Source organism: Cytobacillus firmus DS1, from assembly GCF_000565285.1.
Classification (GTDB): domain Bacteria; phylum Bacillota; class Bacilli; order Bacillales; family Cytobacillaceae; genus Cytobacillus; species Cytobacillus firmus_A.
The window spans coordinates 55,181-70,857 of record NZ_APVL01000018.1 but is presented as its reverse complement, the minus strand read 5'-3'; the positions used below and the strand labels follow the sequence as shown (position 1 = coordinate 70,857).

Annotated in this window: 10 protein-coding genes; all 10 read right to left on the bottom strand. The window is 34.5% G+C overall.

Features of this window, described 5'->3' with window-relative positions:
• Window positions 1–36: 36 nt before the first annotated feature.
• The 10 genes from PBF_RS19640 to PBF_RS19600 all read right to left on the bottom strand — a co-directional run bounded on the left by PBF_RS19640 (window position 37) and on the right by PBF_RS19600 (window position 15,677).
• The gene (locus tag PBF_RS19640; RefSeq protein ID WP_051488953.1) at window positions 37–1,629 is read right to left on the bottom strand and encodes an ATP-dependent helicase; all 1,593 of its coding nucleotides are present in this window, start codon (window positions 1,627–1,629) and stop codon (window positions 37–39) included.
• Window positions 1,602–3,692: an ATP-dependent nuclease gene (locus PBF_RS19635; protein ID WP_035332142.1), complete on the bottom strand. Its 2,091-nt coding sequence runs from the start codon at window positions 3,690–3,692 to the stop codon at window positions 1,602–1,604. The genes PBF_RS19640 and PBF_RS19635 overlap by 28 nt, the downstream gene beginning before the upstream one ends.
• A 648-nt stretch (window positions 3,693–4,340) precedes the next feature.
• Window positions 4,341–9,368: a PKD domain-containing protein gene (locus tag PBF_RS19630; RefSeq protein ID WP_035332141.1), complete on the bottom strand. Its 5,028-nt coding sequence runs from the start codon at window positions 9,366–9,368 to the stop codon at window positions 4,341–4,343.
• Window positions 9,369–9,380: 12 nt separating this feature from the next.
• Window positions 9,381–10,790, bottom strand: coding sequence for an S-layer homology domain-containing protein (locus tag PBF_RS19625; RefSeq protein ID WP_152539711.1), 1,410 nt, complete (start codon window positions 10,788–10,790; stop codon window positions 9,381–9,383).
• Between the two features lie 255 nt (window positions 10,791–11,045).
• Entirely contained in the window at window positions 11,046–11,552 is a 507-nt protein-coding gene (locus tag PBF_RS19620) for a hypothetical protein (RefSeq protein WP_035332139.1), read from the bottom strand.
• Window positions 11,553–11,564: 12 nt separating this feature from the next.
• Window positions 11,565–11,960 (bottom strand): hypothetical protein, encoded by a 396-nt coding sequence (locus tag PBF_RS19615; RefSeq protein WP_035332138.1) that lies wholly within the window; start codon window positions 11,958–11,960, stop codon window positions 11,565–11,567.
• A gap of 69 nt (window positions 11,961–12,029) precedes the next feature.
• Window positions 12,030–12,206 carry a hypothetical protein gene (locus PBF_RS26220; RefSeq protein WP_160169273.1) on the bottom strand — a complete coding sequence of 59 codons (177 nt, stop codon included), beginning with the start codon at window positions 12,204–12,206 and terminating at the stop codon, window positions 12,030–12,032.
• A 98-nt stretch (window positions 12,207–12,304) separates the two neighbouring features.
• Window positions 12,305–13,198 carry a hypothetical protein gene (locus PBF_RS19610; RefSeq protein WP_035332137.1) on the bottom strand — a complete coding sequence of 298 codons (894 nt, stop codon included), beginning with the start codon at window positions 13,196–13,198 and terminating at the stop codon, window positions 12,305–12,307.
• 5 nt (window positions 13,199–13,203) lie between these two features.
• The gene (locus PBF_RS19605; protein ID WP_152539710.1) at window positions 13,204–13,962 is read right to left on the bottom strand and encodes a hypothetical protein; all 759 of its coding nucleotides are present in this window, start codon (window positions 13,960–13,962) and stop codon (window positions 13,204–13,206) included.
• Window positions 13,963–14,147: 185 nt separating this feature from the next.
• Window positions 14,148–15,677, bottom strand: a complete 1,530-nt coding sequence (locus PBF_RS19600) for an ATPase, T2SS/T4P/T4SS family (protein ID WP_035332132.1) — start codon at window positions 15,675–15,677, stop codon at window positions 14,148–14,150.

Sequence of the window (15,677 nt, the reverse complement as noted above, 5' to 3'; positions counted from 1 at the left end):
GAATTGCGCTAAAGTGGTCAACTTTTATTTTAGCGTTTACACTACATAAAATACTCTATGTTCCTCCTTACTCATATCAGGTGATAATAAAAAATCAAGTTGCTTATTATAATTATTTTCAGAACTAATTACCAGTACATTTTTAAATTCATCACCTTTTGCTTTATGTATAGTCTTATGGAAACTTTTATCATCTGCTATATTAACAATGGCTGCGAGTCTATCAAAACCTAAATTTTCATAGTACTCACTAATCTCACCCTTCGTAATCTTCGATTTAACCCCATAATAATTAAAGATATGGGTATTATAAAAATCTTTAATATTATTTGAGTAATAATCTTCATAATTATTTAATAGTCTTTTTAAGTTTCTGAACGCATCTTGATCTGTAAAATCCTCTATAGAACGATATGCTTTCTTCATGTATTTTATAGCATCCTTTAACTTCATTTGTCGCCCATATTCAAGTGCGTGAACTACAAAATAAATGAGTCTTCCTCTTTTATTATCTCTGTAAAACAAATCAAAATCAGTGGTGACTATATCCCTTATATCATATTTAATTCTATTAGTTACTTCGTTTTTGTATGAAAGGACACACCAGTCATTTTTTACATTTTCTAAAAAATATCGATATGAAGAAAAGACATCACCAATCAATATAACAGGTTTATTTCCCACCTTATTATCTGGACTATGTTGGATAAAATGCTTATCATTCCTCATATGATTTAAAACTGATATAATTTGTATTGTGCTTCGATGATTATTTTCTAAAATATAAAAGGACATACCTTTTATATTGAATTGACTAAACGTCTTTCCATTAGCACCTTGAAATGAGTAAATTGATTGACTTGGATCACCAATTACACCTACAGTTATTTCTTTTTCAGCAAGAAGTGTAGTAATTGCGACTTGTATAGGGCTTGTATCTTGAAACTCATCAATTAAGAAGTAAGGAAATTTAGCTCGAATTATTTCTTTAACTTTTTCATGTTTTTTAAGGATTAAATAACTGAAATACAAAACATCATCATGACTCATCATTCCTTGTTCCCAACAAATTTCTTTATAAGTTAAGTATGAATTTTTTTTGATAAATCTCTCTTCAACTTTTCCATGATATGGTTTTAGAAATCCTAATTCAACTTCCTCTTGTTTATTAATTACCCATGAAAGTTTAGATAGTGCGTTTGAGAGTCCTTGATCATCTTTTATCCAAAATTGACTGGTTCTTTGTTTATATTCTTTCAATGTTGTATAACTCGGTTTAATTTCATCATGACCTTCCAACCTGTCCAAGGGAAAAGAAATGTCGTTCAATAACCATAAATAAGGCTTTACAACATGGGTATATAAAAAGCTGTGTATCGTACTAATTTCTATATCCTCACCTGTATCCTTTAAACGACTTCGAATAGTTTCTACTCCTGTATTTGTATAGGTAATACAAGCAATTCGTCTAGATTTCGATAGTCTAGTAGAATAAGTAAGTATCCTGCGAATATGGTGGATTAAAAATGTCGTTTTCCCAGCTCCTGGGCCTGCACATAATTTAAAATGCTGATCGATAGGAATACTAAGCTTACTATTAACTAGTTTTGTTGCAGTTGACCAATCCATTCTATCGCCTCTTTAATGTAATCTGGACATATAATTTTATTACTCGCTACCTCTTTTAGAACATTATTAGGATTGCTTGATATTATATAAGCTAACTCTTGTGCTACCTCACCTTTATTTATGGAATTTAAATACCGACCAGCTATTATGTGCTTTTTCTTATCATCATCAGAAAATTCGCTTTGTAAAACTACCTTCTCCACCTCTTCTTTATAGTTACCTTTTCTTAAAAGGGAAAGCATTTCTGGTATTGTTTTATTAGATTTATAAGCATCCATTAGTTTCTTTATCTCTGTATCGTTGGATGTTGATTCGGTTACTAGTTCTTTAACTGTAATATTTTTAAGAATTAAATCATACTCAAATGTACTACTAATTTTTTCTTTTTGTGAAAATACTCTAATTAAACTTTTTGAATCTTCTACATAGTTTTTAACTAGAGGATTAGAACATGCTTTATATTCATAACTTCCGGGATCGCTGTTTAAAAAGAGAGGGCCACAAGCCTTCCATGTTGCGTCTTTGATCCCCTTCCTTTTTCTAACTGGGTCTAAGTCAGTTATACAGGCTACTTTTTTCCTAATAGCATTAGAATTTTTAGATACGTCAAATAACTTTAAGAAATGTTCAAAGTATCTGCCACCTATGTTTATTACTGATGTATGAGTGTCTGTTAAGTCATGCCCCAGAGCTATTGAGAATTCCGGCACTAAAAGTTGTTCGGCTAATCCTTCGACCAGTACAATGTTTTTAGCAAAGAAGATATCCGCCTTTGTAACGTCTATAAATCGCTGGACATATTTTTTTGATTTTATATCTTCATCACTATCGCTAAATACTTTACCAGGATAAGCTACTTCAATCTTCCCTTGTTCTTTGTATAAAACAATAATATCTTCTAAATCTACAGCTGCAGTGATATTTGGTGAGTGAGAGGTGATAAATATTTGCCTAACTTCTGTTTCTCGATTTTGCTTTAAAAACTTTAAAAATTTATATTGCATATTTGGATGTAAATGGGCTTCGGGCTCTTCAATGGCGAGAATTGAAAATATCTTAGCATTCGATCCTAGATAATCACCCGAAGCATCTTTCTGCATTTTAGCTAACAATAGAGAAATGTAAATTAGGTTGTTATAACCTAGTCCATTATTTATTGCTGGTAGCTTAATACCTGTTTCATTTTCTACTATTAGCTTAAGGGCAGAATACAATTCAGTGTCCAAAATACTCCCTTCAAAAGAAGGCTGCATTTTATCATAATCAGCTCCAGTATTTTTTACGTATCGAAGCATATGCTCTTTACCTTCTTCCATCCTCTTTTGTAGAGAATGAATAAGACCTTGTGCATCTTTTGAGAACTGCCTTTTCTTTTCTCTTATTTGTTTATTTTTCTCATCCGTGTCTATTGCGTTGTTTATTTTCACTTCGTAATCCATAAAAAAGTCGATAACTTCTTTTAATAATGCATTACTTCCACTATATAAATCACGTTCTACATCTCTAATAGCTGTTAAAAATTGAAAAGCAAACTTTTTCATACTTTCAGTATCAACTGAATTCTTATATTTAGGATCGCCAATATGAATTTTATGAACGTATTTCTGTAAAAATCTATGTTGAATCTCATTCCAGTACTCATTTATATCATTGCTTTTGATACTATCAATCTCTCTTTTATATTCATCCTGTTCTCTTTCAGGAAGATAAAATTCGTATGTTATTCTTGCTTCATAAGGGCTTTCAATTTTAGTTAGCCAAGTGGAAACTGTTACTAAATCATCAGAATATTCCTCTTCGGTTTCAGATTCTAATAACGTTGCTGAAATAATAATTTTAGGTGGTTCTTTTTTTAACTCTTCACAAGTAGTATTTTTGTTAAAGTCATCAATTGATAATCGCTTACTCTTCTTTATATCAAATAATAGCTCTAAGGCTTTAATTACCGTAGTTTTCCCTGCATTATTATGTCCGATAATAACATTGATGCCCTCATGAAAATTTATAGTTTTTTTTTCTTTAAATGAACGAAAATTTTCCAAACTTAATTCAGATATATACATGCTAACACTAACCTCCGAATTCCTTCTTAAACGTTTCTAACAAGTAGTTCAAAGTTATCTTTACTATAATTCTATCATTTTATCTTAATACAAAGACAATTTTTTACAATATATTATGGTAAACAACAAAAAACACCATTGTTCTAAGCAACAGTGTTAACCAAATTTGTCCTGTATCTTTTCTACTTCCATCTCAAAAGCATCAATGATATTAAATTTCTCATTTCCAAAAGTGGTCTCTTAGAGAAGATTTTAACCCTCTTGAAATCTTCATAAAGGAGTTCATCAATAGAATTTCTTCCGATTATAATTCATCTATTGGCAATCCAGTCAATTTAAAATCAAATAAGTTATTTCTTGGTTCAAAAGAAGAACGTTATACCTTACTTAGAATCCATTGTTCGAATCAAAACATATTCTTTACAGGTTAAAATTCTCATCACTTCTTGGCTTACTAACGCAAAGTAACTTATCCATCATATCTTTTAAAAAAACGGAGAAACGACTAAGTCGTTTCTCTTAATTACTAAGTGGAACTATTTCTCTTTATTACTTTCTATTCCAGAGGATTATGAATATTCATTCCGGGGAAATATGACCGCATTCCGGAGGATTATGAAAATTTACAATAGATTATTCGTATAGACTCTAGTGATTTCTATGGAAATTTAGTTCTGAATAAACATTACCCTGTATCTCGATTAAATAATTTGCAGCTGCTTCCACTCTTGGATTGTCAACAGGGTGTATAGAACCAAAATCAAACATATATTGGCCTTCTTCAATATAGATAAAATCCTCTTGCCACAATTCCGCTTCCCAAATGTATTCAAACTCACCCTTACTGATCAGCTTAAATTTAGTAGAGGGAATATCCACTTTTCCAACCTTACCTCCAAAATGAACACTTCCCCATACACGTTGAGCTGGAGTTGAAGTTAATCTAATAATGAACTTCTCTCCTGCATGGAAGAGATTTACGTCAGATGGGAAACCTTCATCCATCCACTTCCTATTCCACTCAGGTGTGTGAGTTACTAAAGCATCCAAAGCAGCAATATCGACCATAATTATCTCGGTAACAGCATCTTTTGAACCATTATTATCAGTTACTTCAAGCGTTACATCGTATCGCTCGGTCCTGGCAATAAAGGTAGGTTTTTTTTGTGAGCTTGTCTGTATAGAACCGTTGTCTGCTCGAATCGTCCATTTCCATGCCACTATTTCTCCATCTAAATCGTAGGAACCATCTGGAACTAGTTGAACAGATTCACCCAAGAAAGGTTTAAACGGATCCCAAATAAATGCAGCAACCGGCGGTAAATTTGGTGGCTTTGGCTGTACAACTATGTCTTGTATTGAAGGGACTCTAGAACGTAGATTATCATTATCTCGTACATGAAGAGTAACTTCATAAGTTCCTACCACTGCATTGTTTATCATCGGATAATGACTGCTGGAAGTCGTAGTTGTGCCGTTTGGTGCCTTAATAGTCCATTCCCATGCTTGAACATTTCCATCCGGATCAAATGATTTATCAGGGTCTAATTTTATATTATTCCCTTCGATTACGGGCTTAGGAGTGTAGTCGAATAAGGCAAAAGGTCTCTGCGGCCCCATTACAACTTTTACAATTTCAGAATGTGTCCCGCTCAATGAAGGCAATGGATATGGCGGATCATCAAATACTGTTTGTGTGACTTGGAATGTCCCTATTCCATATTCCCGCCAGTCTCGCGGAGGTACACCAGTGTTCCATGATTGAGTAACATTATTATCTTTATCAAGTTTTTCAATGGTCCAGGAATAATTTTTTAAAGGATGACCATCCGGGTCACTGCTAAGATCCTGGTAATTGTTCAATTCATTTACCAATAGTGGAGCGGGAGTTAGCTTAAAATTAGACACTGGTGGTCTATTCTCAATAACCTTTATTGTCTTCTCATAAGGATCAGATGTTAAGGACGGTGGAATTTTAGGAATATCCCTAACTGTTAAGCTCACAATATAGTTTCCAGCTCCTAACCCCATTTCTTTGAAACTATTTGGAAATTCTGTTAAGTTTCTAAGGATTGTCGTTTCACCTTGCTTGCGAACTGTAATCTTATAATCAGTTAATGGATCACCGTTTGGATCGTAACTTCTATCTACAATATTCAGGTCCATAGTATCTACTACTATATCAGGAGCATCAAACAGCGCAACTGGCTTAATGTTATACCCTTGTGTGCTGATTCGTTTTGTGACAACTCCATAAGCTCCGTCAATATCCTTAACCTGAAGGGTAACGTCATAATCCTTGTTAATTGTCAATCTGGATGGAGGAGCACCATTATAAGTATTACCGTCAACAGAATAACTTACCCATTTATGCTCCACAATCCCTTTATCTGGACGATTGAATTGATGATCCAAGTCATAAGATATTGATGGATCCAAACTTAAATCTAATGTTCCAGGGTCAATACTATAAGTAAAATCTGCTATTGGCCGTCTGTGAACATTAATTATATACTCTCTTTGCACTTCTTCATCTGACCATTTTCGGTAATTAAAAAAGCGTTCATCCCCATCATAAACAGGGTCATCTTGAGCTCTTAATTGTACCCGATAAGTCCCTACTTGCGTTAGCTGCAGCGGAGAATCAATATATAATCCACTTTGAGGAATGGGACCGGCTGGTGCATTGTCTATCACTCTTCCATTAATCTTTGTCGGGTCATGTGTAAATCTCCATTCTCTTTTCACTTCCGGGTCATTTTCGTGATCCGTGTAATTTACGGTGTAATCAAGTTTGTCCCCTAATACAATTGTTGTATTAACTCCATCCTCTTCCATGAAATATTTATTAATAATGTAGTCCTCAATATCTTTTACATTTTTATTGAGGTATTGAGAATCATAGATGGAAAACTGGCCAATACCGATGCCTCCGTTAATAATTCTTTCTGCATTAGTTCGGTTGCCTGCGACAGCCATATTCCAGAAAAAGATGTTGTTACTTTTTGATTTATTAGTTACTAAATTGACTTTTGCTGTGTTATTCATCCAGTCCCATGGCCTCTTATCCATTCTGAAGTATAGATTTTGAGCACCTGCCCGGTATGACTGGTTGGCATAAGCATCTGTAAAGTCAGTGGTGTTTACTTGTTCTGTGGAATTAATTCCCTCATTCTGGTAACTTACCACTTCAAAACGATAATCAGGAAAATACTTTCTTAAAGAAGCAGTATACCTTGTTCCTGTTTGCTCTCTAATCTCATTACTAGAGCTTGAACAAGGAGGTGCATGTGAGTGAACCGTACCTCCATTTGCCGTATTATCGAAATAACACCATACAACCTCATAAATAGGAGTAGAGGAGCTTGAAGTGACTTCCCAATCTCCACTATAAGGGGAAGTACCCGAATAACTGCTGTATTGGTAGGAACCATAATCTCTCCACCCCCATACCGGTACATTTCGAACTCCCACACCATCTGTATCAGGTTGTCGATAATAAGCATTATTTATCGTTACTTTTGCATCAATGCCTTTAGCCAAAAGGTTTGCTTGGAGGGTTGAAGCGTAAGATGATAATCGGTTCTTATCCGCTTCATCATAGGTAAAATATTTATGATCATACGTACCGCCGCCACCACCGTTGTTAATGCCCGCCCCAGGTCTAGATCCTGTTTGATGTTGCTGCGTTGCTGTATCCATTCCCCCAAAGTTCAAGACAACATCTATTTTATTCTGCCTTCGAACTCCAAAGTCGATGACTGGATTTACATTAATGATTTCGACTGATTTATCATATTCCGGTAAATTAAAGTAATTTGGTTCCTGATAAGTAGCTACTTTTCCGGATTTATCTAGTACACCTGAGGAGTCTCTTAGATAATGTTCTTCCTTTATAAATTCTGGAAGGGTTTCTTGTCCAAAATCTTCTATAACTTCTAAACTAAATCGGTAATTTCCAACTTTATTTGCGTTAAATTGTACAGTAGTTTCGTTCTTACTGGAAATTATTCTTTTTGGCTCATCTTGCGAAGTTCCGAAGAAACCATCATTATTACTGTCAAAATCCACAAAATAGATTCGTTGTTTTATTTTGTCTTCATCTGGAGAAATACTGCTGTCCGTTAGGGTTATAATAGCATTCTTTTCTCCGCTATTTTCCCGAATAGCCTTACCTGTATCGACTGTAAATTGGGCGAGAGGTGGCCGATCGGGTTCCACTGTAATAACTTTGGTAGCTGGCTCAGATGTTTCTCCATAATTATTCGTTACAGTTAAAGTAATTTCATATTCGCCTGGTTTTCTAACTAAGAAGTCCCTTTTTGAACGGTCACTGCTATTTCGGATTAAGATATCCTGCTGCGTAACTCCATCGGTTAAAGGTTTGATTGTCCAATTTGACAATGAATAATCAATTGGAGCTACATGAACAGGCGAAACTTTATTAGAAAGAGTACCATCTAATGATATTTTACGATTTACCTTAGTAGTACCAGTGATACTAAATTCAGCTTTCGGAGTTGTAGGTAATATTTTAAAGGATGCAGAATCAGTATCTGAAGCTCCTCGATCATCTGTTACCATTAGTTCTACAGTATGGTCTTCAATTTCTGTAACTCGTGAGAACTTCTTAGGATTTGATGATGGCTGGCCATCAACTGTTAGATCTCTAGAAATAATTTCTCCATCAGGATCATAACTATTGTCCTGGAATGGTACTTCTTCAACCCAGTAGTAAGATGGTTCTACATTTACATCAGCAATGGGCGAAAGGTTGGGCTTCTCTTCAGGTTCAGGTGGAAGTTCAATATCCCCAGCAGCAATATTTACCACAGTTGTTACTGTAGTAGTTCTTTCAATTCCATCTGAAACTTTTAAAGTCAGTACATGTTTCCCTGTTTCTCCGATGGAAATGGATTCATAGATGTTTGAAATGTTATCCTTAAATTCAACACCGGATTTAAGCAGGGTGTTTTCCTTATAAATCTCGTATTTAATGAATTGAGAATACGGATTAAATTCTTCTGCATTGATCTCCACATTAAACTTTTCACCTGATTTAGCGGAAGAAGGAGCTCTAATACTCCCCACTGGAAAGGATGTAGTTATAACTTCTAAATAATCATTTCCAGATGCATCTTTTCTTGCTTTCACATTTGCCCCTGAAACTCTTGCTAACTCCACTGAGTGAATGCGGGAGAACGCTTTTTTATCACTTTGCCTCATTAGGGATACCGATTCTGCATGCTTCTCAACGTAATTCATATTCCCGTTAAAAGCCTTACCCCATCTTCCCAAAGTACTTTTATGAATGAATGTCCGTCCTAATGAATAGTTTGGATATACCCCATCTCCAGGATTTAAGTCAACAGGTCGTATAAAACCCATATTGCCTTCATAATTTCCTTTAAACGATGAGCTATCTGAACTCTTCTTAATATAAACTGGCCAGACTCCTTCGTATCGGTAAATTGCAGGGTCAACATCTATATCAAATACTGGATCAGGCATATATCTCTCTTGTTGACTTTCGTCAGGATGAAGATTCATTCCATCATGATAATGGGGTATAGTCTCAGCACCTACACTTTGTATAGTTGGTAAAGCTGAGACTATGATAATGAGCAACATCAATCCCCAAACTTTATATCTCCTCTTTTTCCGTTCTTGCTTCATTCAGAAGTCCCCTTACTTCGTATAATCTGCTGGCAAAGGATAGTTCGCTAGCTCGATCCTTGTAAGTTCAGTTGGCTTGTTTACATCAAGACCGGTAAAAGTTCTTGTATATAGCCCCATTAATTTCGCTGACTCCCTTAGTGGGACCATGAATTTTCCATTTGCTTTTTTAACTGGAGTTTTAAGCTGAACAGACTGACCATCAACACGTACTTTAGTTGAATCTGCAGTTAATTCAATGGTTTTTTCATTTTTCACAATTAGTTTTGTAGAGGTTGCGGTAACGTTAACATGGTCTTTTAATAACGTTTCTAATTCAACCATAACATCGCCATTTTCCCTGTAAGGAAGGGTACCCATACGCTTAGTTAATACCTTATCCTTTAAGTATGTGGCGCTATCTTTACTATTAAGGAAAACATCAATTGAATATTGTGAACTTGTTTCAGGATTTGTTGGTAGAATTTCATCATCTACGAACCTTAAATCCTTAATATAGAATTCAGAGGATTTATAAGATTTCCCACCATAACTGATTAATTCAACATATGGGTAATATAGGTCATACTGTGAATAAAAAGAGTTTTTTAACATCTGTTTATAATCTAAGAAACTATCGTAAAACTCCTTATAATTATTGTGATAATGTTCTATTGCATTTACTTCATAAAATTCATAGGATGCTCTAGAACGTGCAATAAGTTTTTCCTCACCATACTTTTGGGTTAATTGTGCAACCGTAAGCTCCGAATCTTTCTTGTTCGGAATGGAAGGTATAGTTGTTTGAGAAGTTTGTAGCATGTTATAAATTGAAACTACCGTTCCAACACGCGTCCCACTTGTTGCTGGCTGAAATTTATTAGAGTTCTCTGCTGCCCCCATAATGCCGTATGCTGCCATCCTTTTTACACTCTCTATTGCATAACCACCAATACTTCCAGCATCAGAATAAGGTAAGGAAACAGTTTTTGTATAATTTCCTTTTAACTGCAAAGCACGATCTAACATCACAGCAATATCAGAACGGCTAACAGGTAAATCCGGTCTAAAAGTACCATCCTTGTAACCTTTAATTATGCCAGCTGTCGCCGCTTTATTGATTTCTGTATATAAGGAATTACCTGATTTGACATCTTTAAAGGTGATATTAGATGCTTTTAAATCCAAAGCCCTTGCAACAAAGGCAGCAAATTGTCCCCTTGTTACAACCTGGTTAGGCTTAAAGGTACCATCTTCAAAGCCAGAAATTACCCCTTTTGATACAAGGTACTCAATTTGCTTTAACGCATGGTAATCACTAGGCAGGTCTTTAAATGAAGATGCTGCCTCTACTACAGCTACCTGTTCATTAAAAGGAATTGGTACTAATCCTGCAACCGTTAAACTAGAACTTAAAACCATTGGTAAAATTAACTTTTTCAATTTTTGCACTCCCTCTCTTTTAAAGCTAAGTATAATGAAGATTTTGGAAAAAGAAAAAAACACCAACAATCAGGGATTCCCCTATTGCGGTGCTTCCGCTTTTGAACATATAGTTCCTAATTTACTCCTATATATGCAAATCTGAAGAAGACCTATAATAATCTCTTCCTCTCATGAGTAAGATTTGGTAAAATAGTAATTATCTACTATTATACCAACTACCTCATAGGAATATCTACATATAAAATTCTAGTACTAGTATTTATACTCTTGAATAGTCACATACCTTTGATATTCATCATCAAATCTCACTTTTGCCTCTATAACACAAACAATGCTTGGCCCAAAGATAGGCCTTTCAATATCAATGTTTAATAAAGGATTGCTGTATTTATAAGTAAATGGAAAAGTAACTGGTAAACCTGTATCTGTATCAATAAAATTGTGGTCTATATATACTGTCTCAACAATTCTTAAAGGATCAGTTATGTATGACCCTTCTTTTGGAGATAAATCTTGATTTAATAATAGGTTTTTACTTAATGTTAAATGTACTGTTTCTAACGCAACGGCTTCATCGAATTCAATTATTCCATCCGCTACCTTTTCATAATCAATCTGTAAGGCACCATCATGAACAGCATGCTTTAAGGAGTAATTGACTTTTTCATAAGTAGTATCCAAAATAAAGTACTTAATTTGCGAGATAGTTAATCCAAAAGCTATAAAACATATGCTAATTAAGAAGTATAATGCCTTCATATTTCACCAGCTTTAATTAATATATTCACTCATACGAGTTGCTGAGCGAACGTGATATAAATCGCTACTATAATCTTTATCTGAAAGGAATAAAGGTTTAAATAAGAGAAAATAATACTTATTGGGCACTTTTATTGTTGCTTCTACATATCCACCTCTCAGGGTTACAGATTGTGTAGCATTTATGTCAATTTCATTGTCTTGGTATCCGATGCTATTTAGCTTTTTCTTCATTTCCAGTAGAGTTTCTGGAGAATAATAACCCTCAATTGCAGCTTTTTCAGTGGCTCTTTGGACAGTAATTTCAACCGCTTTCCCTCTGGTTTCCTCCATATAATTCAATATAGGTTGTAAAAGAAAAAATACTAATATGGGGAATAGCATTGTAAATGAAATTAATTGTTTCATAGTATTATCTCCTATTAGATATTAAAAAAGGGATACTTATAAAAGATCCCTTTTTTACTTTTAAAATAATTAATTGGATGTTGGCGGTGTTGTGCTAGTGTTTGTTTGTGCTTCTTTTAGTAGGTTAACAGAGTTTTGTACCAGGTTTTCATTTTCTGTTTTCAAACCATTATTTCCAAATACAGCGGTAAGGACAAGTGTAATTACGAAAAATGTTAATAGTAAAGTTGCTCCAAGTTCTTTCATTATAAATTCCTCCTGAAATAATAATATTTTTTATTTATGAAACGTGTTATTGAGAAAGAATATGTAGTCGAGCAACACTCCCTTCAAGTTTTTAAGTATTACATTTGAAAAATATTGTTGGCTGCTCCCATTATGTCTTTAAAGAACAGCATAAATATAACCACCATATTAAGGATTATTGCACCAGATGCTGTCGAGAAGATTACGATATACAGCACCATTTCCCTGCTTTTCAGGTAATTTCGGTACGCATTATAATTACTATTAGCAAACTGATCTCTCTTTTGCTCTAGTAATGCTAATGACCTTTCTTGGGAAGAGTACTCTACTTCCTTCATAATGATAGATAAGGTTTTTGCTTCCTCAGTGCCTATCCTTTTTGAGAAGGAATCCCAAGCTTTGTCAGGACTCTCACTCCATTTATATAAAAGTTCTTCTAAAGCTGGTTTTATTGATTTGAAATAACTTCTATATTCAAACAGCAAGCCATATATATTTCCTACTCGTCTTGTTTGGAATTCTGCTTTTAATTGAGCATACAAAGAATAAACTTCAGCATTCATCTTTCGCTTATGATTTCCAGCAAGATTCTTTAATACATAATCAAAAACTAAATTGAATTTCAAAGGGGAAGTTAAGAGAAAGGCTCCTAGGACCATTAACAAATTCACAAGCGAGAATTGACCCGCAGCTAAAAATAAGCTGATAAAATATGACCAAACTGCCACATACAAAGAAATGTGCCGAAAAAAGTTATAGTGAATGCTGCTCACCTTTAACTTGTTGAGACCAACAAAGGTAATTAAGACTTCAGCTCTTTCGTTGTAAAAATATTTAGAGAGAAAACCGTTTTTCGCAAGACTTTTTCTTAGTGAGTTCCTAAGGGATAATTTACTTCTTGCCTTATCTAAACCAATAGACTTTGCAATCGTTGAGTATATTAGAAAGATAAACATACCAGTTATAAGGTAATGCAAGTATTGAAATGGCATAATGATTATCCTCCTCTCTTAGGTCGTTGAAAGACTTTTGATGTGGTAAAGCTGATTAAGGTTAATACGACCGAAAAAGTAAATGTTTTTAGCCCGGTTGCTGTTTGAAAAATGTACTCAAACGCATTTCCGCCCATTTGACTTACCATGTAATGCATTCCAACAATAATAAGTGGTAATACAATGACCGGTAAGTAACCTAATCGAATTAGCTCGATACCTTCAGATTCGACTTCCCCAATTTTCTTATCTATTTCTGTAATATCCTTTGATAAGTCTTCAAGGATCCCAGCAATATTTGTACCATCCTCTAGACCTTTTAAGATGGTTATAGATAAGTTCCTGCCCCACTCTCCTCCAATTTGATAAGAAAAAATTTGCATCGATTCTTTTCGCGTTGATATTCCGCTTTCTAATCGAACAATGAGCATACCTACAATAAACTTTGTCTGTTTATTTAAGTTAGGGTAAATATCCTTTAAGGCAAATAAGATGTTATGATGCTGTTTGGTATAAGCTTGTAATAGTTGAATAATCGTATCTGATATAACAGCTTGAGTAGAGTGACGAATATTTAACAAGCGTATATACAAAATCGTGACAGGAAACAAAAACACTACTGAAAATGGCAAAATAAAAGAAGATATCAAGCTCCTTGTAATTAGCCAATAAATAATACACAATCCAACTAAAATAGTTGCCTGTAAAGTAATTAATGGTTTTAGATGGTTGGTTTTATATGAGTTAATAGTTGCTTTAAGCAATTGATCATACCATCGCATAAAATTGGATCGTAGTATTATTTGTTTATTATTGGTCTCCTTATTGGATCTCAATTTGTATTTAACTGAATTAAAATTAAATCCAAAAGAATACATTAATAGAACAAAACCGGAGAAGCCAATTAAATAGCCAAATATCCTTACAATCGAATCAATGTACTGCATCATTAGGATCTGCTCGCTTTCAATCCGATAGATCTTTTTAGTTCTTCTTTCATTGGATATTTTTCTTCTAGTTCTTTAAGCAAAATTTCTAATCGTTCAACGTCACTTTCATGATAAATTTTCGCTATCGATTTAATTCTCTCAGGAATATTAGAATTAAAAGACCAGCTATCTCCTTTACGGTCGTATGCCATAATCCTTACAATCTGCGTTTCCCATGTTTCTTCATTTAGTTCATAAAATTGGACGCCCGAAACTTTCTTATTCTTTTCGTCTAATTGTTCCATCGTAATGGAAAAATGAAGATTCTCTGCAAATCGTAAATATTCATCTGAATAATTTAATCCATTCGATTGGTTGTGCTGAATACTTAATCTTGCTAATATTCCGGGAATGTTTTCTGGAAACTTACTATGGAAGGTTCCCATAAGTTTCTGGATTCCTCGCTCCCCTGCGGAACCATATAACTCCACTTCTACCCTTCTTACCTCTGCTGCTATAACCTGTTCAATATCGTGTCGCAACAGCGCAGGAAAAACAGTATTTTCAAGTTCACCTTCAATATCTCTTTGTGTACCTTGTATGTGTATAATAGGAGACTTAGGAAAAAGAATATTAGGAAAATGTTCAAATCTAGACTCTATATAAGCTGTATGCATATCTTTTGATTCCGAAAGCATTGTTAAAAGGAAAGTAGATTTTCCGGTACCTGGTGGACCCGCTATAATTTGATTTAGATTTAATATTGATAAAATCTTAAAGACTTCGATTGCCTCTGTTGGCAATGTACCAAGTGCTGCTTGCTTCTCAAAACTATAATTTGTAACCGTCTGTCTCCTCAATGTAATGACAGGTTGATACGTTCTCCCAGGAACCATTATAGATACACGGATTCCATCTTCCGTTACCGATTCTAACTCTGTGTTTTGAAACCTATCCAGCTTATTCTCAGGGTTCAACATCTTAATTCTTTCAAAAAGATCATAAATATGAGTCATACTTCTAAATTTAAAGTGCTGTAGCTCCCATTTCCCTTCTTTCATGAACCAAATGTTTTGGCCAACAACCTTTGCTTTTTCTGACTCAGGATCGTTTCGCCACACACTTAGCGGCCCCCACCCGAACACTTCTTGAAAAATCGCTTCTGTTAAGTCTGGATAGTAATTAGGGAAATTTGAATTTAACAAACCATTGTTGGTTAGGTACTCTTCTATATGTTCTTTAATGATCCGGATGGAGTTAGGATTTCCACTTATAGCACCATGGTGAATTTCCACCCCATCTTCTGTCATCTCACTTTTTAACATATCTTCTACAATTCTCTGAATATAACTTTGTATCGACCTACAGAGTGTCGGGAAGTTTGCATTGATAAAAGAATCACTCATGGATTCCTTCTTATTGGTAATTACAAACTCACTTGCATCAAAACTTGCTGCATTGTTAATTTCTGATATCAGACTCTCTGGTGTTACAGGATCCAACTTAAAGCCCACCTTATTCTCGATTAAGTCTTTCTCTAGTAAACTCAT